27 protein-coding genes are annotated in these 25,297 nt (G+C 67.0%); 19 read left to right on the top strand and 8 right to left on the bottom strand.

Annotated features, from left to right (window positions below):
• Window positions 1-192: 192 nt before the first annotated feature.
• A complete protein-coding gene (locus tag ASE43_RS14575; RefSeq protein ID WP_056180588.1) occupies window positions 193-735 on the bottom strand; it encodes a DUF1415 domain-containing protein in 543 nt (180 codons plus the stop codon).
• Window positions 736-745: 10 nt separating this feature from the next.
• Window positions 746-1,228: a YajQ family cyclic di-GMP-binding protein gene (locus ASE43_RS14570; protein ID WP_056181266.1), complete on the bottom strand. Its 483-nt coding sequence runs from the start codon at window positions 1,226-1,228 to the stop codon at window positions 746-748.
• A 146-nt stretch (window positions 1,229-1,374) separates the two neighbouring features.
• Between ASE43_RS14570 and ASE43_RS14565 the strand changes: the two genes are divergently transcribed.
• The 5 genes from ASE43_RS14565 (at window position 1,375) to ASE43_RS14545 (ending at window position 5,720) form a co-directional block, all read left to right on the top strand.
• Entirely contained in the window at window positions 1,375-2,430 is a 1,056-nt protein-coding gene (locus ASE43_RS14565) for an NAD(P)-dependent alcohol dehydrogenase (protein ID WP_057160962.1), read from the top strand.
• 156 nt (window positions 2,431-2,586) lie between these two features.
• Window positions 2,587-3,114, top strand: coding sequence for a hypothetical protein (locus ASE43_RS14560; protein WP_056180581.1), 528 nt, complete (start codon window positions 2,587-2,589; stop codon window positions 3,112-3,114).
• Between the two features lie 110 nt (window positions 3,115-3,224).
• Window positions 3,225-4,109, top strand: a complete 885-nt coding sequence (locus tag ASE43_RS14555; RefSeq protein ID WP_057160961.1) for a DMT family transporter — start codon at window positions 3,225-3,227, stop codon at window positions 4,107-4,109.
• Between the two features lie 68 nt (window positions 4,110-4,177).
• Window positions 4,178-5,047: a hypothetical protein gene (locus tag ASE43_RS14550; RefSeq protein ID WP_057160960.1), complete on the top strand. Its 870-nt coding sequence runs from the start codon at window positions 4,178-4,180 to the stop codon at window positions 5,045-5,047.
• Between the two features lie 223 nt (window positions 5,048-5,270).
• Window positions 5,271-5,720, top strand: coding sequence for a DUF1801 domain-containing protein (locus ASE43_RS14545; RefSeq protein ID WP_056180573.1), 450 nt, complete (start codon window positions 5,271-5,273; stop codon window positions 5,718-5,720).
• A gap of 66 nt (window positions 5,721-5,786) precedes the next feature.
• On the opposite strand, the gene ASE43_RS14540 is transcribed toward ASE43_RS14545, so the two are convergent.
• A complete protein-coding gene (locus ASE43_RS14540; RefSeq protein WP_057160959.1) occupies window positions 5,787-6,584 on the bottom strand; it encodes a LytTR family DNA-binding domain-containing protein in 798 nt (265 codons plus the stop codon).
• On the bottom strand, window positions 6,581-7,669 hold the full coding sequence (locus ASE43_RS14535; protein WP_162258798.1) for a histidine kinase: 1,089 nt from the start codon (window positions 7,667-7,669) through the stop codon (window positions 6,581-6,583). Before ASE43_RS14535 ends, ASE43_RS14540 begins: the two co-directional genes overlap by 4 nt.
• Window positions 7,670-7,856: 187 nt before the next feature.
• On the opposite strand from ASE43_RS14535, the gene ASE43_RS14530 reads away from it, so the two are divergent.
• Window positions 7,857-8,291, top strand: coding sequence for a nuclear transport factor 2 family protein (locus ASE43_RS14530; RefSeq protein WP_057160957.1), 435 nt, complete (start codon window positions 7,857-7,859; stop codon window positions 8,289-8,291).
• Window positions 8,292-8,481: 190 nt separating this feature from the next.
• Window positions 8,482-9,360: a PD40 domain-containing protein gene (locus ASE43_RS14525; RefSeq protein WP_162258797.1), complete on the top strand. Its 879-nt coding sequence runs from the start codon at window positions 8,482-8,484 to the stop codon at window positions 9,358-9,360.
• Window positions 9,361-9,427: 67 nt separating this feature from the next.
• Here ASE43_RS14525 and ASE43_RS14520 read toward each other — a convergent pair whose 3' ends face one another.
• Window positions 9,428-10,756: an amidohydrolase family protein gene (locus ASE43_RS14520; protein ID WP_057160955.1), complete on the bottom strand. Its 1,329-nt coding sequence runs from the start codon at window positions 10,754-10,756 to the stop codon at window positions 9,428-9,430.
• A 183-nt stretch (window positions 10,757-10,939) separates the two neighbouring features.
• A complete protein-coding gene (locus ASE43_RS14515; protein WP_057160954.1) occupies window positions 10,940-11,584 on the bottom strand; it encodes an OmpW family outer membrane protein in 645 nt (214 codons plus the stop codon).
• Between the two features lie 524 nt (window positions 11,585-12,108).
• Between ASE43_RS14515 and ASE43_RS14510 the strand changes: the two genes are divergently transcribed.
• The 5 genes from ASE43_RS14510 (at window position 12,109) to lpdA (ending at window position 17,507) form a co-directional block, all read left to right on the top strand.
• On the top strand, window positions 12,109-12,897 hold the full coding sequence (locus ASE43_RS14510; RefSeq protein WP_056180552.1) for a DUF2884 family protein: 789 nt from the start codon (window positions 12,109-12,111) through the stop codon (window positions 12,895-12,897).
• Between the two features lie 199 nt (window positions 12,898-13,096).
• Window positions 13,097-14,497, top strand: a complete 1,401-nt coding sequence (aceF, locus tag ASE43_RS14505) for a dihydrolipoyllysine-residue acetyltransferase (RefSeq protein WP_082576559.1) — start codon at window positions 13,097-13,099, stop codon at window positions 14,495-14,497.
• A 26-nt stretch (window positions 14,498-14,523) separates the two neighbouring features.
• The gene (locus tag ASE43_RS14500) at window positions 14,524-15,003 is read left to right on the top strand and encodes an SgcJ/EcaC family oxidoreductase (protein WP_057160953.1); all 480 of its coding nucleotides are present in this window, start codon (window positions 14,524-14,526) and stop codon (window positions 15,001-15,003) included.
• Between the two features lie 22 nt (window positions 15,004-15,025).
• A complete protein-coding gene (locus ASE43_RS14495; protein ID WP_057160952.1) occupies window positions 15,026-15,715 on the top strand; it encodes a hypothetical protein in 690 nt (229 codons plus the stop codon).
• Entirely contained in the window at window positions 15,702-17,507 is a 1,806-nt protein-coding gene (lpdA, locus tag ASE43_RS14490; RefSeq protein ID WP_057160951.1) for a dihydrolipoyl dehydrogenase, read from the top strand. Before ASE43_RS14495 ends, lpdA begins: the two co-directional genes overlap by 14 nt.
• An 838-nt stretch (window positions 17,508-18,345) precedes the next feature.
• Here the strand turns inward: lpdA and ASE43_RS14485 are convergent.
• Together ASE43_RS14485 and ASE43_RS14480 are read right to left on the bottom strand one after the other, a co-directional pair.
• The gene (locus tag ASE43_RS14485) at window positions 18,346-19,155 is read right to left on the bottom strand and encodes a YfaZ family protein (protein WP_235567247.1); all 810 of its coding nucleotides are present in this window, start codon (window positions 19,153-19,155) and stop codon (window positions 18,346-18,348) included.
• Window positions 19,156-19,439: 284 nt separating this feature from the next.
• Window positions 19,440-19,646 carry a DUF2061 domain-containing protein gene (locus ASE43_RS14480; protein ID WP_056180541.1) on the bottom strand — a complete coding sequence of 69 codons (207 nt, stop codon included), beginning with the start codon at window positions 19,644-19,646 and terminating at the stop codon, window positions 19,440-19,442.
• Window positions 19,647-19,979: 333 nt separating this feature from the next.
• On the opposite strand from ASE43_RS14480, the gene ASE43_RS14475 reads away from it, so the two are divergent.
• From ASE43_RS14475 to atpG, 7 genes are all read left to right on the top strand, one after another.
• Window positions 19,980-20,348 (top strand): hypothetical protein, encoded by a 369-nt coding sequence (locus tag ASE43_RS14475; protein ID WP_082576590.1) that lies wholly within the window; start codon window positions 19,980-19,982, stop codon window positions 20,346-20,348.
• A gap of 10 nt (window positions 20,349-20,358) precedes the next feature.
• On the top strand, window positions 20,359-21,183 hold the full coding sequence (gene atpB / locus ASE43_RS14470) for a F0F1 ATP synthase subunit A (RefSeq protein ID WP_056180534.1): 825 nt from the start codon (window positions 20,359-20,361) through the stop codon (window positions 21,181-21,183).
• 79 nt (window positions 21,184-21,262) lie between these two features.
• The gene (gene atpE / locus ASE43_RS14465; protein ID WP_056180531.1) at window positions 21,263-21,529 is read left to right on the top strand and encodes a F0F1 ATP synthase subunit C; all 267 of its coding nucleotides are present in this window, start codon (window positions 21,263-21,265) and stop codon (window positions 21,527-21,529) included.
• 88 nt (window positions 21,530-21,617) lie between these two features.
• Window positions 21,618-22,088: a F0F1 ATP synthase subunit B gene (locus ASE43_RS14460; RefSeq protein ID WP_056180526.1), complete on the top strand. Its 471-nt coding sequence runs from the start codon at window positions 21,618-21,620 to the stop codon at window positions 22,086-22,088.
• A 43-nt stretch (window positions 22,089-22,131) separates the two neighbouring features.
• A complete protein-coding gene (locus tag ASE43_RS14455; RefSeq protein WP_056180522.1) occupies window positions 22,132-22,659 on the top strand; it encodes a F0F1 ATP synthase subunit delta in 528 nt (175 codons plus the stop codon).
• Window positions 22,660-22,722: 63 nt separating this feature from the next.
• Entirely contained in the window at window positions 22,723-24,273 is a 1,551-nt protein-coding gene (gene atpA / locus ASE43_RS14450; protein ID WP_056180519.1) for a F0F1 ATP synthase subunit alpha, read from the top strand.
• A 109-nt stretch (window positions 24,274-24,382) separates the two neighbouring features.
• Window positions 24,383-25,246, top strand: coding sequence for a F0F1 ATP synthase subunit gamma (gene atpG, locus ASE43_RS14445; protein ID WP_057160949.1), 864 nt, complete (start codon window positions 24,383-24,385; stop codon window positions 25,244-25,246).
• Window positions 25,247-25,297 lie beyond the last annotated feature (51 nt).

The following is a 25,297-nucleotide window of genomic DNA, read 5'->3' as shown; positions in this document are numbered from 1 at the left end:
CGGGGCACGCCAACAACCTGCGCTGACGCTCCATGTCGAATTCCCCCCCCAACCGTACATGTCGAATCCCCCCCTTTGAAAAAGGGGGGCTAGGGGGGATTTGCTTTTGGCTCGAATAGCACCAGAGAACAGCAAATCCTCCGAACCCCTCTTTTTCAAAGAGAGAGACCGAAGGCAAGAGTGATTTGGACCTTACGGCGTCAGCAACTTGCGCCAGCCCTCGATGCCGAGCTTCTCCAAGGTCTCCAGATTGCGCTCCACGATCACGTCCGGATCCGGGAACGCCGCCACCGCGCGTTCGACGCTGGCCTCGCGCAGCAGGTGCAGCATCGGATAAGGCGAGCGGTTGCTGCAGTTGCCGACCTCGTCGTAGGCGGTGTCGGCGAACTGGTAATCCGGGTGGAAGCTGGCGACCTGGATCTCGCCCTGCAGTTCCAGCGCCTCGACCGCGGCGTCGGCGGTGTCGAGGAAATCGTTGTAATCCAGGAAATCCGTGAGCACCCGCGGATGGATCAGCAGGGTGGTGTCGACCTGATCGGGTTCGGTCTGCTGCAGCCGGACCAGCTCGTAGGCCAGTTCCTCCAGCAAAGCCTCGGGTGTGGTCGCCTCGCTGAGCACGTAACGGACCTGGTCCTTGGCCACCACTGCCTTGGCGAACGGGCACAGATTGAGCCCGATCACCGCCCGTTCCAGCCAGCGGCGGGTGGCGACGATGGGCTCGGCTTCGGCGTCCATGGTCGCCGGCTCAGTCGCGGAAGTTTTCGAACTGCAGCGGGCGCTCGAACTCGCTGGCCTTGAGTAAGGCGATCGCGGTCTGCAGATCGTCGCGCTTCTTGCCGTTGACGCGCAGCTTGTCGCCGTTGATCTGGGCCTCGACCTTGAGCTTGGCGTCCTTGATCGCGGCCACGATCTTCTTGGCCAGCTTCTGCTCGATGCCCTGCTGCACGGTGATCTTCTGGCGGGCGCCGGCCAGATTGGTTTCGATATCGCCGAACTCCAGGCAGCGGCCGTCGATGCCGCGCGCGATCAGGCGCGCGCGCAGGATGTCCTGCATCTGCTTGAGTTGGAACTCGCTGGGCGCGGACTGGTTGATGAACTTGTCGTCGAGCTCGAACTTGGCCTCCACGCCCTTGAAATCGAAGCGCGTGGACAACTCGCGATTGGCCTGGTCGACGGCATTGGTGAGTTCGTGGGTGTCGACTTCGGAGACGACGTCGAAGGAAGGCATGGCGGTATCCGGATCGGTGCTGCGGGTGGGGAGGTAAAGGGTAGCGCAGCCGCGCAGCCGCGGCACGTAGCGTTGCGCGCGCATTGACGTCGGGACAACGCCGGCTTGGCTAGACTGGCGCTCTCGCCCAGTCCCCGGACCCGTACATGCTCAAGATCGCCGCCTATGCCGCCGCCAGCGCCCAGTCGCCGCTGGCCCCGCACTCGATCGAACGCCGTCAGCCCGGTCCGAACGAGGTCCTGATCGACATCCTGTATTGCGGCGTCTGCCATTCCGACATCCACCAGGCACGCGACGAGTGGGGCGGGTCGATCTTCCCGATGGTCCCGGGCCACGAAATCGTCGGCCGGGTCGCCCAGGTCGGTGCCGGGGTCGACAAGTTCCAGGTCGGCGATGCGGTCGGCGTGGGCTGCTTCGTCGATTCCTGCCGCGAGTGCCCGCAGTGCCGCGACGGCCTGGAGCAGTACTGCGACCAGGGCATGACCGGCACCTACAACTCGCACGAACGCGTCGGCGGCGCGCCCACCTACGGCGGCTACTCGACCCGGATCACGGTCGATCAGGACTACGTGTTGCGCATTCCCGCCTCGATCCCGCTGGACCGCGCCGCGCCGCTGCTGTGCGCGGGCATCACCACCTATTCGCCGCTCAAGCACTACGGCGTCAAGGCCGGCGACCGCGTGGCGGTGGTCGGCCTGGGCGGTCTGGGCCACATGGCGGTCAAGCTGGCGGCGGCGATGGGCGCGCAGGTCACCGTGCTGAGCACCTCCGAGTCCAAGCGCGAAGCCGCGCTGGCCCTGGGCGCGCAGGATTTCGCCGCCACCCGCGATCCGGCGGTGTTCAAGCGCCTGGCGCGCAGCTTCGACTTCATCATCGACTCGGTGTCGGGCGAGCACGATTACAACGCCTACCTGTCGCTGCTCAAGGTCGACGGCACCATGGTGCTGCTGGGCATCCCCGAAACCCCGGCGCCGGTCGCGGCCGGCGTGCTGATCACCAAGCGCCGCCGCCTGGCCGGCTCGATGATCGGCGGCATCGCCGAGACCCAGGAGATGCTGGATTTCTGCGCCGAACACGGCGTGGCCTCGGATATCGAGCTGATCGACATCGCCCAGATCAACGAGGCTTACGAGCGCATGATCAAGGGCGATGTGCGCTACCGCTTCGTGATCGACATCGCCAGCCTCGAAAACGCGGCCTGATCGCAGACGCGCCCGGGTCGTTTCGCTTTTCGTGGAAGCGGCGTTCGAGCCACGCCGGTCGATGCAAGCCTGATCGCGGCTCACGCCGCTCCCACAGCGGGGCGGCGGCGCTTCGGCTGGCGGCCCGACCGCACCTCATCGTCTAAGCTGGCCCGCATGCAATTGTTGCTGATCCCCTTGCTCGTCCTGCTCATGGTCCTGCTCGGCGCCCTGCTGCTGCCGGTGGCGCTGATCCAGCGCTATCGCTACGGAAAATCGCGCCGGCGCGCGATCGGCTGGACGATCTCCTTGAACCTGGGGGCGACCTTCGTCTCGCTGCTGCTGTTCTTCTTCAGCGCCTGGATCGTCGGCCACTGGATCGCCGACGCCAGCGTCTACGCCGCGGCCGGCGTGGCGCTGGGACTGCTGCTGGGCGTGGCCGGGCTGGCCCTGACCCGTTTCGAGTCCGAGCCCGGCGCCTTGTACTACACGCCCAACCGCTGGCTGGTGCTGGCCCTGACCCTGATCGTCGCCGCGCGTTTGGGTTTCGGCCTGGTGCAGGCGCTGCACCTGTGGGGACAGCAGGACGCGCGCGACGCCTGGCTGTCGCGGCAGGGCAGCCTGCTCGCGGTCGGCGGCATGATGCTGGGGTACTACCTGAGCTACGCCTTCGGATTGCGTCGACGCTGCCGGCGCCTGACCTGATCGGCCCATGACGGCGGCCGCGATTGCCGGCAAGATGCGGCTTCGCCTCCCCCGGCTGTGGACATGACTCGCGATTTCCTTTTCACCGCCGCGCGCGGCGGCACGGCCGCATGAGCGCCGATCGCAAACGCCAGACGCGCGCGGCCTTGAGCATGCTGGCCGCGGTCGGTTTGTTCGCGATGATGGACGCCGGCCTCAAGCTGCTCAGCGCGCGCTACCCGCCGTTCCAGGTCGCCTCCTTGCGCGGCGCGGCTTCGCTGCCGTTCGTGCTGGCCTGGGCCCTGGCCACGGTGGGCCCGGCGGCGCTGCTGCGCGTGCGTTGGTCCCTGCATCTGCTGCGCGGCGTGCTCGGCATCGGCATGATGGCGGCGTTCGTGTACGCGCTGCGCAGCCTGCCCTTGTCGACCGCGTACTCGGTCTTCTTCGTCGCGCCGCTGCTGATCACCGCGATGTCGGTGCCGCTGCTGGGCGAACGCGTCGGTCCGCGCCGCTGGATCGCCATCGCGGTCGGTCTGATCGGCGTGCTGGTGCTGCTGCGTCCCACCGGCGAGGGCATGCTGAGCCTGGCCTCGCTGGCGGTGCTGGGCGCGGCCCTGGCCTACGCGGTCAGCGCGATCACCGTACGCCTGCTCGCGCGCACCGACAGCACCCAGTCGATGATGGTCTGGCTGATGGCGATGCTCGCGATCGGCGCCGGCGCGCTGGCCTGGCCGGATTGGGTCGCGATCCGCAGCGCGGACCTGTGGCTGATCCTCGGCGTCGGCGTCGCCGGCGGTCTGGGTCAGTATGCGATCACCGAGGCCTTCCGCCTCGGCGAGGCCTCGCTGATCGCGCCGCTGGAATACACCGCCCTGGTCTGGGGCGTGCTGCTCGACCTCAGTCTGTGGGGCGTGCTGCCGGATGCGATCACCTGGCTGGGCGCGGCGATCATCGTCGCCAGCGGCTTGTATCTGCTGCGTCGCGAGCGTGCGCACGCCGAATCCGAACATCCCTGAACCGGGCTCTGGCCGGGCCCAGCCTCGCATCGCGTTTGCCTGTCTGTCTCCACACACAGGCAGGCTTCATGAAAACGTTCAGGACGAACTCCGTCACCGGCAAGCGCGCAGCGGTCGCGCTGCTGCTCCTCAGCGCGGTGGCGGCCGCGACGGTCTGGGCCTACAAGGGCCCGGCCGATCAGGTGGTATTGGAACCGGTGAAGCAGGGCGCGGACATTCCCGCCAGCAGCCGTCAGCGCAAGCTCTCGCTCAGCGCCGCCAAGGCCGCCGCGCCGATCTCGCTGGCCGCCGCCGCGGTCACCGACGAGGACGTCGGCGACAGCGACTCCTTCGGCCGCAACCTGCGTTGGCTGGGTTTGGCCGACATGGCGGTCGAGCTCACCGACACTTGCCCCAGCACCGACCCGGAGGCGGGCTGCAAGGTGCTCAATCCGGCGCCGGCATTCACCTCGTTCGCGTTCGAGGACCTGGGCCGCATCACGCTGCCCGGCAAATCCACCCAGTCCTTGCTGTGCTACTGGTTGTCGCCGGTGCTGACCGTGCGCTACGCCAATCCGACCGCGAGCCCGGTGGTGGCCCGGTTCCGCTATTCGCCGACGTTGACGGTCGAAAATCCGGTCCTGGCCACGCCGGGCCTGATCGACCCGACCACCGGTCTGCCGTTCAACGGCAAGCTGCTGACCGGCCTGACCTCGTCGGAAATGTTCGAGGTGCCCCTGGCGCCGGGCGTGGCGTTCACCGAACGCACGCGCGATTCTGCGGTGTGCATCGCCGGCTTCATCAGCCGCAAGTCGCTGGCCGATAACTACGGGCTCAGCGACGCCCAGATCAAGGAGTTCTTCAAGAAGCCGACCACCGTGCGCATGAACATCAGCGGCAACGCGCAATACGTGGAATCGGCCTCGCTCTACTTCGGCCTGCGCATCATCGGCGACTGAGGCCGCGAGGGTTCAATGGCGGCGGGCGCGGAGATGGGGGGCGCGCCTGCCGCCAGCTTTCGCCGCACCGCGCCATGACGGCGTGGCGCGATCGGCGTAGCGTCCGCCGTATCTCGTCGCCGAACGCCGCCGTCATGCGCCTGGATCTCGTTTCGCTCCGTGAGGCGCCGCTTTCAAGTCCGCGGCACGCGGGCATGCGTACGCGCCCGGGGCGCGCGAGCTGATGGCCGGCAGCGCCGCCAAGACGGTCGCGGCTTACCTGGCCGACCTCGCGCCCGAACGGCGCGCGGTGGTCGCGGCGGTGCGCGATCTGGTCAATGCGCAGCTGCCGGCCGGCTACGTCGAGGAAATGGCCTACGGCATGATCGCCTGGAACATCCCGCTCGCGCGCTATCCCAAGACCTACAACGGACAGCCGCTGTGCTACGTCGCGCTGGCGGCGCAGAAGAACGCCTACTCCCTCTACCTCAATGGCGTCTACGCCGACTCCGAACGCGAGCTGCGCCTGCGCGAGGCCTATGCGCGTGCCGGCCTCAAGCTCGACCTGGGCAAGAGTTGTCTGCGCTTCAAATCGCTGGACGGCCTGCTGCAGGACGAGATCGGCGCGATCGTGGCATCGACTTCGGTGGAGGCGTACATCGCCCTGTACGAGGCGAGCCGTCGCAAGGCTTGAGGGGCCAGCAGACGGGATCGTTCATGGCCGCCTGTCGGCGGGCGACGTTCGAAGCGGGTCGGCGTGTCAGGTGAGCAGCTTGATCTTGTCTCGATAACTGCGTGACAGCTTCAGCTCATGCCCCGAGTCGAGCCTGAGAAAATACTCGCCGTTGACGTGTGGGCGCATCTCTTGGACCCTCGCCAGATTGACGATGGTGGAGCGATGGATGCGCGCGAATTTCCGCGGGTCCAGGCGTTGCTCGAGTTCTTGCATCGTGCCGCGCAGTACGTGGGTCTGCTCGCCCGTATGCAGGCACATGTAGTCGCCGGCCGCGTCGACCCAGCGTATCGAGTCGAGTTCGATGCGCAACAGCCGGCCGCCGTCCCGGATCGTCAAGGTGCGGCCAGCGGGAACGGCTTCATCCCCGAGCAAGCCCTCGATCTTCGCGCGTTGCGCGCCGGGCAGGGTCGCGATGAACTTGAGTAAGCGTTCGTAGTGGTCCCCGATATCGCGCGCGGCCAGGCGCTCGCGCGCCCGCTCGACCGATTCGTCCAGGCGCGCGTCGTCGACCGGCTTGAGCAGGTAGTCCAGCGCGCTCGCGGCGAACGCGGCAGAGGCGTAGTGATCGTAAGCCGTGACGAACACCGTCAACGGAATCTGAGTGGCGGGCACCATGCGCAGCAGATCGAAGCCGTCGATGCCTGGCATCTGGACGTCGAGAAACATCAGCTGCGGGCGCAAACTGGAGATGGCGTAGAAGGCCTGGCGGCCGTTGCCGGCCTCGCCGACGATCTCGATGTCGCTGTGACGGCCCAGGCGCAGTTCCAATCCCCGGCGAGCCAGGGGTTCGTCGTCGACGATCAGCGTGCGGATCCTCTTCATGGCCGCTCGCTCTGATCGATGACGAACGGCAGGCGCACATGCACGTCCACACCCTCGGGATCGCGGTTGCGAATGCTCAGATGCTGGCGCTCGCCATACAGCACGCGCAGCCGTTCGCGCGTGTTGGCCAGGCCGACGCGCGCGTGGCCGTTGGTAGCCGAGTCGGATTCGACGAAGCCCGGGCCGTTATCGCAAAGATGCAAGTCGAGCATGTCGCCGTCGAGCCGTGCACTGAGCTCGATGCACCCGCCCTCTTCGCGTTTGGTGACCGCGTGCTTGATCGCGTTCTCGATCAGCGGCTGCAGGATCAGGCTCGGTACCAGCGCGTCGCGTACGCCGGGCTCGATATCCACCGTCATGTTCAGGCGATCGCCAAAGCGCACCTGTTCGATGCCGAGATAGAGATTTAGCGCCTCAATCTCCTGCGTGAGCGTCACCTGCTGCTCGGGATCGGAGTCGAGGGAATGGCGCAGGAACGACGACAGGCTCGCGACCATGCGGTAGGCGGTATCCCGCTGGTCGTCCAGCACGAGGGTGGAGATCGCGTTGAGGGTATTGAACAGAAAGTGCGGGTTGAGCTGGTAACGGAGCATCTTGATCTGCGCCGCGTGCGCGGCGTTACGCGCGCGCAACGCGGCTTCCTTCTGCTGTTGCAGCTGCAGCGCGAACTTGATTCCGAAATACAGCGCGCTCCACGACAACAGGAGGTAGAGCGTTGAGGCGAAGTACCACAGGTAGCCGAACACACTGCGCAGCTGACAGTCGTCGCAGTAGCTGAAAGCGATCGCGACGTAGAGCTTCATCTGCACGAGTGTGGCCAGCACGAGCAAGCCGATCGCCGCTGCCGCCATCTTCGCCACGGGCAGCCCCCACAATCGTCGATAACTCAGGCGCAGCAGGCTGGTGATCGCGAAGCCGCAGGCGGTCACGGATAGCGAGGCGTACACATAGTGCAACGGCTTGCCGTCGCCCATCGCAGCGGTGAAATGGAGGACGAAGTAACCCATCCATCCCAGGACCTGCAAGGGCCAGAACAGGCGCTTCGAGGTCGCCGCGGTCGAATCGGGCAAGACGATGGAACTCATCGGGGCGTTCTTCATGAGCGGCGCTCACTATGAACTAGTCCCTGCGCAGTTTGAAGGCGCCAGGGGCCGCGTCGGGCGTTCAAACGTTTCGGCGTGCCTTCGCAACGCTTCGTCGCGTCGGCTGGAGACTTTCTCTCGTCGTACCTGCCTAATCGGTGGATCGGTATCCCTGGGCGAAAGAGATTCTATGTCGGCATTTTCCTTGGTTATTGCGGCCGCTGCCGCGGTGGTTCCCGGCCCGACGAACATCGATCCGGCGACTCGCGCCGCGATCGAGGCGACTTGCTTCGATTATGCGGACGGTCAGCTCGCGGGCGATCCGGATCGGGTCGCCCGCGCTTTGCATCCGGACCTCGCCAAGCGCGCGGTCATAGGCGATACCCCGTACGAACGGCTAGGCCTGCGGCGCATGTCGAAGGAAGAGCTGGTGGGGCTGACCCGAAACGGCGCCCTGAAGACGCCGAAGGAACGTTGGGATCGCAGTTGCCGCGTGCTCGATGTAACCGGCAACGCAGCGTCGGTGAGGCTGGAGACGCCATGGTTCGTCGACTACTTCCATATGGGAAAGTTCGAGGAGCGCTGGATCATCGTGAATGCGCTTTGGTACCCCAAGCCCAAGTGATCCCGGCGTCGTTCGTGGCGTTTCCGGTTGCCCTACCCATGCGGAGTGTGCAGTGAGAATTAGCGGTCTGATGATGGTTTGCCTGTTGGCGTCTGCCTGTGCGCCGATGGATCGCGCACCGCCTTCGATGGCTGCGAGCGAGCCGGCTGCGCCTACACAGGGGCAGGGGGCCCCTGTCGCGGAGCGGGTCTTGCCATCGCCGCAGGCCGATGTCGCCCGCCTGGCGGGCGCAGGGTGGCTGTCGAGTACGCGCAACGACTACAACCTCAGCACCGATGCCGCGCAGACGCTGATGGTGTTCGCGCGCTCGGAGGCGAACTTCAAGGAGAGCCGAGTGTGGTTCGCGGCGCGGGAGGGCAGCGGTTGGGGCGATGCGGCGGTAGCGTCGTTTTCCGATCCGCGTTACCGCGATTCCGACCCCTGGCTGACGCCCGATGGCAGGATGCTCTATTTCGTCTCCAACCGCCCTGTCAGCGGTGAGGCACCTAATACCAGCTTGGATATCTGGCGCGTCGTGCGGGAGGATGGGCGTTTCGGCGAGCCGGAGCATCTGGCTGCGTTGGCCAGCGAGGGCGAGGAGCTAGGCCCCGAGCTGCACGATGGCTGGCTCTACTTCAATAGCTCGCGCAAGGGTGGGCCGGCGAAGTTGGCGATCTATCGGGCGCGCATGGACGGTGACGGCTTCGCTGCGCCGCAGGCGCTGGGCGCGCCGTTCAACAACGGTACGATCCAAGGCGACTTCACACTCTCGTCGGATGGCGCCTTGGCCCTGTTCTGGAGCCAGCGCGGCGATTCCGCGGATGCCGACCTATTCGCCGCATGTCGTACCCGCGATGGCTGGTCGGCAGCGGTGCGTCTGCCTCCACCGATCAATGCGCCCGGCATGGACTTCACTCCGTCGTTGTCTGCCGATGGCAGGGAGCTGCGCTTCGCGAGCATGCGCAAGTCGGCACAGGCGGACGACGCCTCCCCGTTCTTGAACGGGCAAGCCAACATCTTTGTGGCGCCCGTCGAATTGGCGATTCAGGCCACCCGGCGAGTTCTGCCCTCCGTCCGCTGCAGTCGCTGAGCGGACTCCCAGGGCGGTTCAGCGCACCGCCTTCCCGAAATGCGCCGGCGGTCGCGAAGGCGCCGTCTTACGGCGCCGCCACCTTCGCATCCCGCACCACCACCTCGCCGCCCTTCATCACGAACACGGGCTGCGCGTCCAGGGCGTGGATGTCGGCGAGCGGATCGCCGCTCACCGCGACCAGGTCGGCGTAGCGGCCGGCTTCGACCGCGCCGACCTTGTCCGACCAGCCCAGCAGTTCGGCGGCATCCGAGGTCGCCGCGCGCAGCGCCTGCATCGGCGTCATGCCCCATTCGACCATCTTGGGAAACTGTTTGCGGTTGTCGCCGTGCGGATAGACGCCGGCATCGGTGCCGAAGCCCATGCGCGCGCCCGCGCGCACGGCTTTGCGGAAGTTCTCGCGCTGGGTGCGGCCGACCAGCTTTTCCTTGTCGATCATCTGCTGCGGAAAGCCCAGGCGCCCGTACTCGGCGAGGATGTAGTCGTCGTTGTAGACGTCCATGACCAGCCAGGTGCCTTTCTGCTTGGCCAGGCGCAGGCCCTCGTCGTCGATGAAACTGGCGTGCTCGACCGAGTCGACGCCGGCCAGGATCGCCATGCGGATCGCCTCGGCGCCGTGGGCGTGCGCGGCCACGCGCTTGCCCCAGCGATGCGACTCGTCGACGATTGCGTTCATCTCTTCCTGGGTGTACTGCGGCGCGCCCACCGACGCCTCCGCGCTGAGCACGCCGGCGCCGGCCATGAACTTGATCACCTCGGCGCCGTGCTTGATGTTGTCGCGGACCTTGGCGCGCACCGCCTCGACGCCGTCGGCGACGCCGGTGGCGTTGTGGAATTCCAGATACGGCGAGAAGCCGGTGTTGCCGTCGATGTGGCCGCCGGTGGCGCCGATCGCCAGGCCCGAGGGCAGGATGCGCGGGCCCTGCAGCTTGCCGTGCTCGATCGCGCGCGCCAGGGCGACGTCGATGTACTCGCCCGAGCCGACGTTGCGCACGGTGGTGAAGCCCGCATGCAGGGTGCGTTCGGCGTAGAGATGCGCGGTCACCGCATCGTCGATCGGGCTGCGCTTGAGGATGTCCTCGAAATAGTTGCCGGTGCCGCTGGTGGAGTCGCCGGTGATGTGCACGTGCAGGTCGATGAAGCCCGGCAACAGGGTGGCCGAGCCCAGGTCGATCAGCTCCATCCCCGCTGGGGCCTCGCCGCCGCCGGACACGCCGACGATCTTTTCGCCCTCGATCAGCACCAGCGGCCGCTCGATCACGCGCTGGTGGGCGGTGTCGATCAGGCGCGCGGCGCGCAGCGCGATGCGCTTGGGTGCGGCGGATGCGTCGTTCGCGTACGCATCGGCGCCGGGCAGCGCGAGCAGCAGTAGGGCAAGCAGGGCGGGTAGACGCATGGCGGCACTCGGCTGGGAGGGAAGCTGCGAGTGTAGCCACGCCCGCGCGGGCGCAGCAGTGCGCCAAGACCGGTTTCGACGCGGATGTGCGGCCGATGTGGATGGGGAGCAACGGCGGCCCACGAAAAAGGCGGGCCCCGTCGCCGGGGCCCGCCTGCGTTGCTGTTTGCGGCGGTGCGGGCCTTAGAAGCGCGCACCCAGGCCGACGCCCAGGATCACCGGGTTCAACTCGGCCTCGCCGACCTTGACGCCGTTGACGCGCGCGTCGGACTTGCCCTGCAGGTAGCGCACATCGGCGCGCGCGAACCAGGTCGGGTTGATGTTGAGGTCGACGCCGGCGGTGGCCATCGCGCCCTTGGCGGTTTCCACGCCGATGCGCTGGCCGGCCAGTGCGCCGGTCGGCTCGGCCTTTTCGCCGCTGTAGTTGGACTCGTAGTAGCCCAGGCCCACGAACGGACGCACGACCTTGTCCGGCGCGCCGAAGTGGTACTGGCCGCTCACGGCATAGGGCTGCGCCTCGACGCTACCGGCCTTGGCGCCGTTGAGGTTGACGCGGTGACCGAACTTGTCGGCTGCGCCCCAGGCTTCGACCGCGATGTTGTCGGTGATGTAGTAGCTGGCGCTGAGGGTGGCGGCGCCATCGCCGTCGGCCTGGGCGCGTGCGCCGGCGATCGACGGGTTCTTGGTCGGTTCGGACAGGGCATAGCCGCCGACGACGGCGAAACGCTTGCCGGCCGCGGTGCCGGTATCGGCGTCCTGAGCGAAGGCGGCCGGGGCAACGGCCAGAGTGCCCAGCAGGGCTAGGGTCAAATGACGAAAACGCATCATGGCGTGGACTCCTGAAGTTTCTTTTGTGAGCCTTGGGGGAGGCGTGCGCAGGCTAGGACTTCGCGCATGAACCGTGCTTGTTTCGCGATCGCGCGGCTCGGAACTTTTGCGCGTGCTGCGTCGCGATCGCCGTCGCGCGGCGGTGCACGCAGTGATGAACCGAACTTGAAAGGGCCTCCGAGCGCGGCGCTTCCTGGCTGAACGAGCACGCCGCGAACGCTGTGCTGGTCATGGCGCGGTTGTGCGCAAAGCGCACCGCAGCGGGCTGCGTATGGAAAGGAGTCGCGACGCGCGACGATGCTGAATATCGGCCGAAGCGCGAACCGTATGGAGGCCGTCGCTCACGCGCATACCGATGATCGTCTTGAAATCGCGGCGCGCGGCTCTTTGCAACCGACCATGAACGCTGCCGTATGTCGGGGCGCCGTTCCGCCGCGCCATGACGAAGGTCACGCTCCCCACCGGCAGGGGACGCGCCGCCGCGCGCACGGCATGATGGCCGCATCCCGACATGGAGTTCGACGATGCGCCGCCCTGCCCAGATCCGTCCCGCCCGTTCCCTCGCGCCGCGTCTGCTGGCGCTGACCCTGCTGGCCTTGTCCTGCGGCGGCGCCTGGGCCGCGGAGATCGAGTGCAACGTCGAGAGCGATTACGAGCTGACCCTCAACGAGCGCAGCGTGATCTTCACCCGCGACACCGGCGCCCCCAAGGCGATCGTGATGCGCCAGGGCCGGCTGTTCGTGGACGACAAGTGGCTGAGCCTGAGCGCGGCCGACAGCCGCCGCATCGCCGATTTCGAGCAGCAGACCCGCGCCGCCATGCCCGAGGCCCAGCAGATCGGGCGCGAGGCCGCCGAGATCGCCTTCACCGCCCTGGGCGAGGTCGCGGCCAGCTTCAGCAGCGATCCCAAGGCCGCGCGCGCCAAGATGGACAAGGCGCGCGCCCAGATCGACGCGCGCCTGGCGCGCTCGGTCACGCCGACCCACTTCAACGGCAAGGACTTGGGCGAGGGCATCGGCGACGCCGTGGCCGAGGTGATCCCCAGCCTGATCGGCGACATCGTCGGCGGCGCGATCGGCGCGGCCTTCAGCGGCGACGAGACCCGGCTCAAGCGCCTGGAGAACCTGGACGCCCAGGTCGAGGCCAAGGTCAAACCGCGCGCCGATGCGCTGGAAGTGCGCGCCGAGGGCCTGTGCCGGCGCATGGTCGAGCTGGACCGGATCGACGATTCGCTGGAAGTCCGCCTCGACGGCAAGCCCTTGAACCTGATGACCGCGAAGGCCGAGCGGAGCAAGGTCACGACCAGGAAGTAAGCGCGGCGGGCCTCGACGCGCCTGCGGCGCTGTCTTTCGGCACGAATGCCGCGGTCGCGCCCGCCCGGTCCCGACCGGGCCGCGTGCCCGCGCGGCCCCAGTACCCGCCCGTACGCGCAAGCCGCCAAAGGCCGCGGTTGGCGTGGCTGGCTCCAGCAGCCACAATAGGGTTTTCGCGCATTTGCGGAGCCCCACGATCATGGCTGAGCTGAAGGAAGCACGCGTCCCCGACATCGGCGACTACGACGGCGTCCCCGTCATCGAATTGCTGGTCGCGGTCGGCGACACGGTCCAGCAGGACCAGGGGCTGGTCACCCTGGAATCCGACAAGGCCACCATGGAAGTCCCGGCGCCGTTCGCCGGCATCGTGCGCGAGCTCAAGGTCAAGATCGGCGACAACCTGGCCGAAGGCAGCGTGGTCGCCCTGATCGAGCCCAGCGAGGGCGCCGCCGCCGCGGCTCCGGCCGCCGCCGAAGCGCCGAAGGCCGAGGCGCCCGCCGCTCCGACTCCAGCCGCTCCCGCGCCGGCTGCCGCGCCCGCTCCGGCACCTGCCGCTGCTGCGCCCGCCGCGCCGGTCGCCCTGGCCGGTGCCGGTGCCGGCACCGATCCCGAAGCCATGCCGCCGCGTACTCCGCCGGTGGCCTTCACCGCCGACGAACTGCTGCCGGACAAGGTGCCCTACGCCAGCCCGGCGGTGCGCCTGTTCGCGCGCGAGCTCGGCGTCGATCTGGCGCGCGTCGCCGGCAGCGCGCGCGGCGGCCGTATTTCCAAGGAGGACGTGCAGTCCTTCGTCAAGGGCGTGATGCAGGGCGGCGGTGGCGCGCCGGCCAGCGCGGGCGCCGCGCCCGCGCTCGGCGGCGGCCTCAACCTGCTGCCCTGGCCCAAGGTCGACTTCAGCAAGTTCGGCGAGACCGAAACCAAGCCGCTGTCGCGCATCCAGAAGCTGTCCGGCGCCAACCTGGCGCGCAACTGGGCGATGATCCCGCACGTCACCCAGCACGACGATGCCGACATCACCGATCTGGAAGCGCTGCGGGTGGCGCTGAACAAGGAGAACGAGAAGGCCGGCCTCAAGCTGACCATGCTCGCGTTCCTGATGAAGGCCAGCGTGGCTGCGCTGCAGAAGTACCCGACCTTCAACGCCTCGCTCGACGCCTCGGGCGAAAACCTGACCCTGAAGAAGTACTTCCATATCGGCTTCGCCGCGGACACCCCGAACGGCCTGGTCGTGCCGGTGGTGCGCGACTGCGATAAGAAGGGCGTGCTGCAGATCGCCAAGGAAACCGGCGAACTCGCGGCCAAGGCGCGCGACGGCAAGCTCGGCCCGGCCGACATGAGCGGCGGCTGCTTCTCGATCAGCTCGCTGGGCGGCATCGGCGGCACCGCGTTCACCCCGATCGTCAACGCGCCGGAAGTCGCGATCCTGGGCGTGTCGAAGTCGGCGACCAAGCCGGTCTGGGACGGTAAGCAGTTCGCGCCGCGCTTGATCCTGCCGCTGTCGCTGTCCTACGACCACCGCGTCATCGACGGCGCCGCCGCCGCGCGCTTCACCGCATACCTCGGCCAGCTGCTGGGCGATATGCGGCGCGTGCTGCTGTAAGCGGCCGCGCGGCGCCGGGCGCGATCATGCCGATCCGACTTCGTCACAGCGCGATCGGGCTGCTGCTCGCCGTCGGCCTGTGGTCGACGGCGGTCGCCGCCGCCGAGCCGGCAGCGCCCAAGTCGCTGTCGGCGACGCTGGACGCGCACCTGACCGCGATCAACGCGCGCGACCTCGACGGCTTGCTGGCGACGGTCACCCGCGGCGACAAGCTCACCCTGATCCTGCCCAACGGTCAGGTGCTCGAGACCCGCGAGCAGTTCCGCCAGCTGCACGTCGACTGGTTCGCCGAACAGGACTGGCGCATGCGTTTCCAGACCTATTCGGTGCGCGAACTCGGCGATGTCGGGGTCGCGTTGGTGAAGTACGAATCGCAGACCCGGCAGCCCGACGGCGCCTACCTGACCCGACGCGAGGCCTGGCTCAGCCTGGTATTCGCGAAAGAGTCCGATGGCTGGCGCCTGGTGTACGACCAGAACACCGTGATTCCCCCGACCACGCCCTGAACCCAGGATCCCGACAGGCCTCATGAGCGACTCCCGCGCCTTCTGTGTTTCCGCTTTCGCGTTAGCGATCACCGCGCTGTTGCTGGCCGCGCCGCTGGCGCGCGCCGCCGACGAGTGCAAACCCGAGCTCGGCCGAGGCTGGCCGCCGGCGACCGAGAACCACGGCAGCGCGGTCGAACGCCTGTTCGCGGCCGGCGCCACGCCCACGCTCAGCCTGACCACCCTGCCGCGCTACAGCACCGAGAGCGGTCTGCTGCTGATCCCGGGCGAGGGCGACGCCGATTGGCGCCTGCGCTACGCCGAAGCCGACGACCGCGTCGCCTCCTGGAGCGGCGGCACCCTGCGCATGCGCGTGGACCAGGAGCCGGAAGTCGCCGAAGTGCCGATGCCGGCCGCGCTGGCCAAGCGCATGGTCGCCGACTGGCGGCGCGCGCTGAGCGCGACCGTGCCTGAGGACCGCGCCGCGGGCTTCCACGACGAGGACACCCTGCTGTTCATGGTCGACGGCATGCGCGTGAGCGGCCTGCTGCCCGAGTGCGGCGCCGGCGAACTGCTGATGCGGCAAAGCGAACTGTTGATCAAGGCGACCGACGACGGCAACGAGCGGCGCGCGCGCCGCTGGACCGAACTGTCGGTGCAACTGGACGAATTGGACCAATGGCTGGCCGGCAATGCCGCCGCCGGCGCGGGAGTAGCGAATGGCAACGATTGAAGTCAAAGTCCCGGACATCGGCGGTTACGACGACGTACCGGTCATCGAGTTGCTGGTCGCCGTCGGCGACACGGTCAAGAAGGACCAGGGGCTGGTCACGCTGGAGTCGGACAAGGCGACGATGGAAGTGCCCTCGTCGGCCGACGGCGTGGTCAAGTCGATCAGCGTCAAGCTCGGCGACAAGGTCGCCGAGGGCACGGTGATCGCGGTTCTGGAAGCCGCTGGCGAGAGTGAGGCCAAGGCTGCGCCCGCCGCGGCCGCGCCTGCACCGGCGAAGGCCGCCGAAGCCGCGCCCGCGCCGGCTGTGGCTGCCGCGCCCGCGACGCCAGCGCCTAGCGCCGCCGCGTCCAGCGGCCGCAAGGCCGACGTCGAATGCCGCATGCTGGTGCTCGGTTCCGGCCCCGGCGGCTACACCGCCGCCTTCCGCGCCGCCGACCTGGGCCTGGATACGGTGCTGGTCGAGCGCTACGCCACCCTCGGCGGCGTCTGCCTCAACGTCGGCTGCATTCCGTCCAAGGCCCTGCTGCACGCGGCCGCGCTGATCGACGAGACCTCGCATTCGGCCGACATCGGCCTGGATTTCGGCACGCCCAAGATCGACCTGGGCAAGCTGCGCGATTTCAAACAGAACAAGGTGGTCGGCCAGTTCACCAAGGGCCTGGCCGGCATGGCCAAGCAGCGCAAGGTGCGCGTGGTCACCGGCACCGGCCGTTTCGTCTCGCCCAACGAATTGGAAGTGCAGGGCGAGAGCGGCACTCAGCTGATCCGTTTCGAGCAATGCATCATCGCCGCCGGTTCGCAGGCGGTGAAGCTGCCGGGCTTCCCCTGGGACGACCCGCGCGTGATGGATTCCACCGACGCGCTGGAACTGGCGGAGGTGCCGAAGAAGCTGCTGGTCGTCGGCGGCGGCATCATCGGCCTGGAAATGGCCACGGTCTATCGCGCCCTGGGCAGCGAAGTCACCGTGGTCGAGTTCATGGACCAGCTGATGCCGGGCGCGGATCCGGACCTGGTCAAGCCGCTGGCCGATCGCATCAAGAAGCAGGGCGTGGCCGTGCATCTCAAGGTCAAGGCCGCCGGCACCGAGGCGAGCAAGCAGGGCCTCAAGGTGTCGTTCGAACCCGCGGTCGCGGGCGGTAGCGCGCCCGAGGCGCAGCTGTTCGATCGCGTGCTGGTCGCGGTGGGCCGCGCACCCAACGGCGGCAAGCTCGACGCCGACAAGGCCGGCGTGCAGGTCACCGAGCGCGGCTTCATTCCGGTCGATCGGCAGATGCGCACCAACGTGCCGCACATCTTCGCGATCGGCGACCTGGTCGGTAATCCGATGCTCGCGCACAAGGCCACCCACGAGGGCAAGCTCGCGGCCGAAGTCGCCGCCGGCGAGAAGAAGGAATGGGTGGCGCGGGTGATTCCGTCGGTGGCCTACACCGATCCGGAAATCGCCTGGGTCGGCGTTACCGAAACCGAAGCGAAGGCCAAGGGTCTGAAGGTCGGCGTCGGCAAGTTCCCCTGGGCCGCGAGCGCGCGCGCGCTGGGCCTGGGCCGCAGCGAGGGTTTCACCAAGCTGATCTTCGACGAGGCCACCCACCGGGTGATCGGCGCCGGCATCGTCGGCGTGCACGCGGGCGATCTGATCTCGGAGCTGGCCTTGGCCATCGAGATGGGCTGCGAGGCGTCCGACATCGGCCACACCATCCACCCGCATCCCACCTTGAGCGAGTCGGTGGCGATGGCGGCGGAGGTGTACGAGGGCACGATCACGGATCTCTACATTCCGAAGAAGAAGGCGTAATCGCGCCCATCCGTTCCCTCTTCCGCTTGCGGGAGAGGGCTAGGGTGAGGGCGGCGGCACCGCAGGCGCAACGGCTCTCGCTTTTCGCGTCGTTCGTCGTGCCGCGAAGGTTGGCGGCTGTGCCTTTGCGTTCTACCGCAAGTGCTTAGCTGTGTGGAGCCTTGCTCTGGCTCGTCATCCCGTTAAAGCGGGTTCCGCGTTACTTCGACGGAGCCGAATATCCAGTGTCTTTAGCGTGCACTCGCACGCGAGTCCGCCTTCGCCTTTGATTCCCTCCTTTATCAAAGGGTAAAGCCGTGCGGCTTGCGAACCGCAGGGTCGTACACGACCGAACGCCGACCACTTGCTCCTAAGCTCTTAGCTCTTAGCTCCTAGTTCCTAGCTCTTTAGCTCCCTCCTTTATCAAAGGAGGGTTGGGGAGGATTTGCTTTGGCTTTGCTTTGCGTGTGCTCTTCACGAAGGTCAAAGGCTTCCGCCTGCTGCGCATGCGGGTCACTTTCTCTTGCTAGCCCAAGAGAAAGTAACCAAAGAGAAGGGCTAGCGGGACCAAACCTCCCCTGCGAGCGCGAGCTGGCGCCGGGATTTTTCGAATGGACGTCCCTGTCCATTCGAAAAACGGCGCGCGTCCTGCGCGCCGCCCTTCGGGTCTACGGTTGGTCGGGTGAGTGCGGGGCTTTTGGGCTTCAATGCCGCGGCAACGGCAACGGCAACGGCAACCGCAACCGCAACCGCAACCGCAACCGCAACCGCAACCGCAACCGCAACCGCAACCGCAACCGCAGCCGCAGCCGCAGCCGCAGCCGCAGCCGCAGCCGCAGCCGTTAGGCCGATTCGCCGATCAGAACGCGAACGTCACGCCCGCCATCGGGCCTTTGAAGCGCTGGTCCAGGCCTAGCACGCCGTCGCTGCCGCGCTGGTCCACGTCCAGCTTGAACCAGTCGTAGCCGACGAATACGCCCACGTTGGGCGTGAAGCGGTATTCGACCAGAGCGTTGGCGCGGCTGAGGTCGCCTTCGTAGTCGTCGAAGTTGCCCCAGCTCGCGTCCAGGTACTGGCCCTGGGCGACGAAGCGCCAGTGCTCGTTCGGTGCCACGGTCAGGCGCGCGCCGACCACCGGCGCGTAGCCGTCGTCGCTGGAGCGCGATTCGTAGGTGTTGACGCCGGACTCGGCGTACAGCTTGCCTTCGAGCTTGGCGTACTCGACGCCCAGCTGCAGGCCGAGGCTGACGGTGTCGGTTTCGACCACCGCGTAGTCGTAGACCACGCTGGCCAGTTCGAACTTGGCCTTGGCCTTGGCGAAGCTGCCGGCGGGGATGGTCACGTTGTCGAACGACAGGTCCTGGCCCAGCGTCGCGCGGCGGTCCTTGTCGTAGCCGAAATAGTTGAACAGCAGACGATTGCGCTCGCTGAAGCGGAACTGGCCTTCCAGACGCGGCACCACTTCGTCGCCGCCGAAATCGAAGTCCTCGCTGAACTCGAATGGCTGGCCGGCGAACACGGTGCTGCCGCGCAGTTCGCTTTGCGCGTCCACTTGCATCGCGCCCAGGCGCAGGGTGAAACGGTCGTCTTCGATGGCATGCGCTGGCAGCGCGAATACGACGCCGGTCGCGGCCAGCGCGAGCGTCAGGGGCAGGGTCTTGGGATTCACTAGTCGCACTCCGGATCGGGGGATGGGCCGTGCGGCACAACAAAAGTGCACGGCAGCCACATCAATGCCGAACGGCGGGTGCAACGACCGTGAAAGCGCGCGTTTGAATCGCGCGATTCAAAGTAGCGAAGGCCGGAAACGCGATAGGCGTCACAAAAGGCGAAGCCCCGGCCGGGGCCGGGGCTTCGGGGAGCCCACCGCTGCTTTTGCCATTGACGAGGAGAGAGTGGCGGGGGGCGTTCTATAAGACTGACCGGGGTCGGGCGGAAAGGTTCCGCGACTTTTCAGGTCGCCAGCGCGGCGGCCTCGGCCTCGGCCCGGCGGCGCTCGATCCGCTTCCAGACCTTCTCGTGCAGGTGGAAAGCCACGGTATTGCAGGCCGGTTCGACCAGGGCCAGGGCGCCGCCGACCCAAACGCTGCCGGTCATCAGATAGCCGACCAGGAAGGCGACGGTGAAATGCACGCAGGCGAAGCTTACGGTCTTGCCCATGATGGCGGCCACTAAATGAGAATTATTCTCAATTGTGCACGCGCGAGTCGCGAAGTCAAATCGATAGACACGCTCGCTTCGATAGTCATCGGCTATCGCGTTTTCGCCCCCGCGGATCCGCGCCGCGGACTTGACCTCCCAGGTAATTCAATGACCTACGCGGCGCGCGCACAGTGTTGCGCATGGACCGAAGACGCATCGAAGCCGTCCTCACCCCGGGCACTGCGCCGCACGCGGCCGTGACGCCCGGCGGTTGCCCGAAACGCTTACGCGTTCTATACTTTTGCGGCTCTACCGGGCGCTTTGCGCCTACCCCAGACCGACGAGACCCGCGTGCACGATCCATTGTCCACGGGCCGCCGGCTGGCGTCGCGCGCGATTGCCTGGCAAGCCGGCGCGACGGCGCTGACCGCGCTGGCCTTCCTCCCCCTCGGTGCGCGACATGCGCTAGCGGGCGCGGTCGGCGGAGGCGCGGTCTTCGCGGGTGCGGTGGTGGCGGCCTGGATGGCGCTAGGGGGCGGCGTGCAGCCGGCCGGCGCGGCCATAGGCCGCTTGCTGGCTGGAGTCATGCTGAAGTGGGTGGTGGTGTTCTTGATGCTCGGGCTGGGTCTGGCCGTGCTTCGGTTGCCGCCGCTGCCAATGCTGGTCGGGGTGCTCGCGGCGACGCTGGCCTTCGTACTGGCCAATCTTTTGAAACGATAGGTGTCTTTTCGTGAGTGAACAGACCGGTTCGGGCGGCCTGAACGAATACATCAAGCACCACCTGACCCACAACACCACGGAGGTGTTCGGGGGGCAGTTCCATTTCGACTCGTGGATCGTCGCTCTGGTGCTGGGCTTGGTGTTCGTGCTGTGGTTCGGTCTGGCGGCTCGCAAGGCCACCGCCGGCGTTCCCAGCAAGGGCCAGGCCTTCGTCGAGATGATCGTCGAGTTCATCGACGGCCAGGTGAAGGACACCTTCCACGGCGACCGCCGTTCGGTCACGCCGCTGGCGCTGACCATCTTCATGTGGGTCGTGTTCATGAACACGATGGACCTGCTGCCGCTGGATCTGTTCGGCTGGCTGGTCCACACCACCGCCGGCGCCGAAGCCGCGCACCACACTTATTTCCGCGCCGTTCCCACCGCCGACCTCAACACCACGTTCGCGCTGTCGGCCTCGGTGTTCTTCATCTTGATCGGCCACGCGGTCTCGGCCAAGGGCGCGCTGGGCTTCGGCAAGGAGCTGCTGACCGCGCCGTTCCACGCCCACGGCTTCATGAAGATCGTGCTGGTCCCGGTCAACCTGGTGATGAACGTCATCGAGTGGCTGGTCAAGCCGGTTTCGTTGGCGATGCGACTGTTCGGCAACATGTACGGCGGCGAGTTGGTGTTCATGCTGATCGCCGGCCTGATGGGAAGCATCTACACCATCGTCCCCGGCATCATCGCCAACGCGGCCTGGGCGATCTTCCACATCCTGATCATCCTGCTGCAGGCCTTCATTTTCATGATCCTCACGGTCGTCTACATCGCAGGCGCCCGCGAAAGCCATTGATTCAAGCCGCGTCACCCAGCTGCACCCCCAATTCGTTTTCCCTTCACCGTTTAGCACTACCTCTACCAGGAGAAGCACCATGGAGTTCATCGCCAACGTTCAGGGTCTGACCGCGATCGCGATCGGCATCATCATCGGTCTCGGCGCTCTGGGCGCTTGCCTCGGCATCGCGATCATGGGTTCGAAGTTCCTCGAATCCGCCGCTCGCCAGCCGGAGCTGGTCCCGATGCTGCAGGGCCGTATGTTCCTGCTCGCCGGTCTGATCGACGCCGCGTTCATCATCGGTCTCGCCGTGGCGCTGTTCTTCGCGTTCGCCAACCCGCTGATCAGCGTCCTCCAGGCCTGATCCGGGCCGGTTCGCGCGGCAACGCGCGAATCGGGCACACGGGCCGGCCACTCGGCCGGCTCCAGTACGACTACGTCGAGGACCCGTCATGAATCCCAACATGACTTTCTTCGGCCAGATGCTCTCCTTCGCGATCCTCGTCTGGTTCACGATGAAGTTCATTTGGCCGCCGCTGAACGCGGCCATCGAAGAACGCCAAAAGAAGATCGCCGAAGGCCTGGCCGCGGCGGAGCGTAGCCAGAAGGATCTCATCCAGGCGCAAGAGCGCGCGGATGCGGAACTTCGCGAGGCTCGCACCAAGGCCAACGAGATCATCGATCAGGCGCATCAGCGCGCCAATCAGATCATCGACCAGGCCAAGACCGATGCCGTCGTCGAAGCCACGCGCCAGAAGGCGTTGGCCGATGCCGAAATCGTCGCCGCCGCCACGCGTGCCCGCGAGGACCTGCGCAAGCAGGTGTCGACGCTGGCCGTCAGCGGTGCCGAGAAGCTGCTCAAGCGCGAGATCGACGCCAACGCCCACAAGGCGCTGCTCGACGATCTGGCCGCGCAGCTCTGAACGGCGCGCGACGCGAACGCACTGATCGGATAGCCCAAAGCTGATGAGCCAGAACCTCACACTCGCCCGCCCGTACGCCCGCGCCGCGTTCGCGTTGTCGCGCGACGGTGGTCGCTCCGCCGCCTGGTCGCAGGGCCTCGCCCTGGCCGCGCGCATCGCCGCCGACCCGCAGGTGCACGAACTGCTCGCGCACCCGCGCCTGTCGTCGGCCGACGCCGTCGGCCTGATCGCGATCGATGGCGCCGACGAAGCCTACCTGCGCTTCCTCGGCCTGCTCGCGGACAACCGCCGGCTTAGCTTGCTGCCGGAGATCGCGGGCATGTTCGAGGAACTGCGCGCGGAAGCCGAACGCATCGTCAAGGCGCGCGTCACCGCCGCCAGCGAACTGCCGGCCGCCGAGCTCGAGTCGATCAAGGCCGCGCTGACCAAGCGCTTCGGCCGCGAAGTCGAGATCGAGACCGCGGTCGACGCGTCGCTGATCGGCGGCGCGGTGATCGACGCGGGCGATGTGGTCATCGATGGCTCGCTCAAGGGCAAGCTCGCGCGCCTGCAGACCGCTCTCGCGGGCTGACCGGCGACCAGAACGAACTTAATTGCAAATCCGGCGGTATCGCCGGGCACAAGGGAACCACCCATGGCAAGCACGCAGCTCAACCCGTCCGAAATCAGCGAACTGATCAAGACCCGCATCGAGAAGGTCAAGCTGGCCGCCGAGGCGCGCAACGAAGGCACGGTCACCTCCGTGTCCGACGGCATCGTGCGCATCCACGGCCTGGCCGACGTGATGCAGGGCGAAATGATCGAGCTGCCGAACAACACCTTCGCGCTCGCCCTGAACCTGGAGCGCGACTCGGTCGGCGCCGTGGTCCTGGGCGACTACGAGCACCTGCGCGAAGGCGACGTGGCCAAGACCACCGCGCGCATCCTCGAAGTGCCGGTCGGCAACGAGCTGCTCGGCCGCGTGGTCAACGCCCTGGGCGAGCCGATCGACGGCAAGGGTCCGATCGACGCCAAGCTGACCGCGCCGGTGGAGCGCGTCGCGCCGGGCGTGATCTGGCGTAAGTCGGTCGACCAGCCGGTGCAGACCGGCTACAAGACCGTCGACGCGATGATCCCGATCGGCCGCGGCCAGCGCGAGCTGATCATCGGCGACCGCCAGACCGGCAAGACCGCGATGGCGATCGACGCGATCATCAACCAGAAGGGCACCGGCATTAAGTGCGTGTACGTCGCGATCGGCCAGAAGGCCAGCTCGGTCGCCAACGTCGTGCGCAAGCTGGAAGAGAATGGCGCGCTCGCCCACACCATCGTGGTCGCCGCCACCGCGTCCGAGTCGGCCGCGATGCAGTACATCAGCCCCTACTCCGGCTGCACCATGGGCGAGTACTTCCTCGACCGCGGCGAAGACGCCCTGATCGTGTACGACGATCTGTCCAAGCAGGCCGTGGCCTACCGCCAGATCTCGCTGCTGCTGAAGCGTCCGCCGGGCCGCGAAGCCTACCCGGGCGACGTGTTCTACCTGCACTCCCGTCTGCTCGAGCGCGCCGCGCGCGTGTCCGAGGAGTACGTCGAGAAGTTCACCAACGGTGCGGTGAAGGGCAAGACCGGTTCGCTGACCGCGCTGCCGATCATCGAAACCCAAGCCGGCGACGTCTCGGCGTTCGTGCCGACCAACGTGATCTCGATCACCGACGGCCAGATCTTCCTGGAAACCGACCTGTTCAACGCCGGTATCCGTCCGGCCGTGAACGCCGGTATCTCGGTGTCCCGCGTCGGCGGCGCCGCCCAGACCAAGATCGTGAAGAAGCTGTCGGGCGGCATCCGTATCGCCCTGGCCCAGTACCGCGAGCTGGCTGCGTTCGCGCAGTTCGCCTCGGACCTGGACGAAGCCACCCGCAAGCAGCTCGAGCGCGGCCAGCGCGTCACCGAGCTGATGAAGCAGAAGCAGTACGCGCCGATGTCGATCGCGCTGCAGTCGCTGTCGATCTACGCGGTGGACAAGGGTTACATGGACGAAGTGCCGGTCGCCAAGATCGGCGCGTTCGAGGAAGCCCTGCACGCCCACTTCACCAACACCGCCGGCGAACTGATCAACAAGATCAACGCCACCGGCGCGTGGGACGACGAGATCGAAGGCGCCTTCAAGAAGGGCATCGAAGAGTTCAAGCAGACCGGGACCTGGTGAGTAAGGCCGGGATTCGAGATACGGGATTCGGGATTCGGCGAGGCCGAACCCGACCCGCTGGTACGAATCCCCAATCCCTAATCCCTAATCCCACGAGCGGAGCGAGTTAATGGCAGGCGGACGCGAAATCAAGACGAAGATCAAGAGCGTGCAGAACACCCGCAAGGTGACGCGCGCGCTCGAGATGGTCTCGGCCTCCAAGATCCGCAAGGCGCAGGAGCGCATGAAGACCTCGCGTCCGTACGCGCGGGTGATGAAGCAGGTGATCGGTCACCTGGCCCAGGCCAATTCCGATTACCAGCATCCGTACATGATCGAGCGTAAGGAAACCAAGCGCGTCGGTTACATCATCGTCTCCTCCGACCGCGGCCTGGCCGGCGGCCTCAACAACAACCTGTTCCGCAAGCTGCTGGGCGAAATGCGCAAGTGGCAGGAGCAGGGCGTCGAGGTCGACGTGGTCACCATCGGCCAGAAGGCCTCGGTGTTCTTCCGCCGGATCAAGGTCAACATGCTGGCCTCGGTGACTCACCTGGGCGACAAGCCGCATCTGGAGCAGCTGGTCGGCGTGATCAAGGTCATGCTGGACGCGTACAGCGCCGGCAGCATCGACCGTGTGTTCCTGTCCTACAACGACTTCGTCAACACCATGACGCAGCGCGCGGCGTTCGATCAGCTGCTGCCGCTGCCGGAGCCGGAAACGCAGGTCGCCCACCACGACTGGGACTACATCTACGAGCCCGATGCGAAGACCGTGCTGGAGCACGTGTTGACGCGCTACATCGAGTCGCTGGTGTACCAGGCGGTGCTGGAGAACGTCGCGTCCGAGCACGCCGCCCGCATGGTGGCGATGAAGGCGGCCAGCGATAACGCCGGCAAGCTGATCGACACCCTGAAGCTGGTCTACAACAAGGCGCGCCAGGCTGCGATCACGCAGGAAATCTCCGAAATCGTCGGCGGCGCCGCGGCGGTCTAAACCATACACGCGGACGCCTGTCGCGGCCGCCATGCAGCATTAAGTTACTGA

This window comes from Lysobacter sp. Root983 (genome assembly GCF_001429345.1).
Lineage (GTDB): Bacteria > Pseudomonadota > Gammaproteobacteria > Xanthomonadales > Xanthomonadaceae > Lysobacter.
The sequence above is the reverse complement of the archived record's forward strand: the minus strand, read 5'-3'. Positions and strand labels throughout refer to the sequence as shown.

Excerpts from the sequence above, each read along its gene's own strand:
- ASE43_RS14575 (WP_056180588.1), bottom strand. The coding sequence starts at position 735 with ATGGACGCCGAAGCCGAGCCCATCGTCGCCACCCGCCGCTGGCTGGAA.
- ASE43_RS14570 (WP_056181266.1), bottom strand. The coding sequence starts at position 1,228 with ATGCCTTCCTTCGACGTCGTCTCCGAAGTCGACACCCACGAACTCACC.
- ASE43_RS14565 (WP_057160962.1), top strand. The coding sequence starts at position 1,375 with ATGCTCAAGATCGCCGCCTATGCCGCCGCCAGCGCCCAGTCGCCGCTG.
- ASE43_RS14560 (WP_056180581.1), top strand. The coding sequence starts at position 2,587 with ATGCAATTGTTGCTGATCCCCTTGCTCGTCCTGCTCATGGTCCTGCTC.
- ASE43_RS14555 (WP_057160961.1), top strand. The coding sequence starts at position 3,225 with ATGAGCGCCGATCGCAAACGCCAGACGCGCGCGGCCTTGAGCATGCTG.
- ASE43_RS14550 (WP_057160960.1), top strand. The coding sequence starts at position 4,178 with ATGAAAACGTTCAGGACGAACTCCGTCACCGGCAAGCGCGCAGCGGTC.
- ASE43_RS14545 (WP_056180573.1), top strand. The coding sequence starts at position 5,271 with ATGGCCGGCAGCGCCGCCAAGACGGTCGCGGCTTACCTGGCCGACCTC.
- ASE43_RS14540 (WP_057160959.1), bottom strand. The coding sequence starts at position 6,584 with ATGAAGAGGATCCGCACGCTGATCGTCGACGACGAACCCCTGGCTCGC.
- ASE43_RS14535 (WP_162258798.1), bottom strand. The coding sequence starts at position 7,669 with ATGAGTTCCATCGTCTTGCCCGATTCGACCGCGGCGACCTCGAAGCGC.
- ASE43_RS14530 (WP_057160957.1), top strand. The coding sequence starts at position 7,857 with ATGTCGGCATTTTCCTTGGTTATTGCGGCCGCTGCCGCGGTGGTTCCC.
- ASE43_RS14520 (WP_057160955.1), bottom strand. The coding sequence starts at position 10,756 with ATGCGTCTACCCGCCCTGCTTGCCCTACTGCTGCTCGCGCTGCCCGGC.
- ASE43_RS14515 (WP_057160954.1), bottom strand. The coding sequence starts at position 11,584 with ATGATGCGTTTTCGTCATTTGACCCTAGCCCTGCTGGGCACTCTGGCC.
- ASE43_RS14510 (WP_056180552.1), top strand. The coding sequence starts at position 12,109 with ATGCGCCGCCCTGCCCAGATCCGTCCCGCCCGTTCCCTCGCGCCGCGT.
- aceF (WP_082576559.1), top strand. The coding sequence starts at position 13,097 with ATGGCTGAGCTGAAGGAAGCACGCGTCCCCGACATCGGCGACTACGAC.
- ASE43_RS14500 (WP_057160953.1), top strand. The coding sequence starts at position 14,524 with ATGCCGATCCGACTTCGTCACAGCGCGATCGGGCTGCTGCTCGCCGTC.
- ASE43_RS14495 (WP_057160952.1), top strand. The coding sequence starts at position 15,026 with ATGAGCGACTCCCGCGCCTTCTGTGTTTCCGCTTTCGCGTTAGCGATC.
- lpdA (WP_057160951.1), top strand. The coding sequence starts at position 15,702 with ATGGCAACGATTGAAGTCAAAGTCCCGGACATCGGCGGTTACGACGAC.
- ASE43_RS14480 (WP_056180541.1), bottom strand. The coding sequence starts at position 19,646 with ATGGGCAAGACCGTAAGCTTCGCCTGCGTGCATTTCACCGTCGCCTTC.
- atpE (WP_056180531.1), top strand. The coding sequence starts at position 21,263 with ATGGAGTTCATCGCCAACGTTCAGGGTCTGACCGCGATCGCGATCGGC.
- ASE43_RS14460 (WP_056180526.1), top strand. The coding sequence starts at position 21,618 with ATGAATCCCAACATGACTTTCTTCGGCCAGATGCTCTCCTTCGCGATC.
- ASE43_RS14455 (WP_056180522.1), top strand. The coding sequence starts at position 22,132 with ATGAGCCAGAACCTCACACTCGCCCGCCCGTACGCCCGCGCCGCGTTC.
- atpA (WP_056180519.1), top strand. The coding sequence starts at position 22,723 with ATGGCAAGCACGCAGCTCAACCCGTCCGAAATCAGCGAACTGATCAAG.
- atpG (WP_057160949.1), top strand. The coding sequence starts at position 24,383 with ATGGCAGGCGGACGCGAAATCAAGACGAAGATCAAGAGCGTGCAGAAC.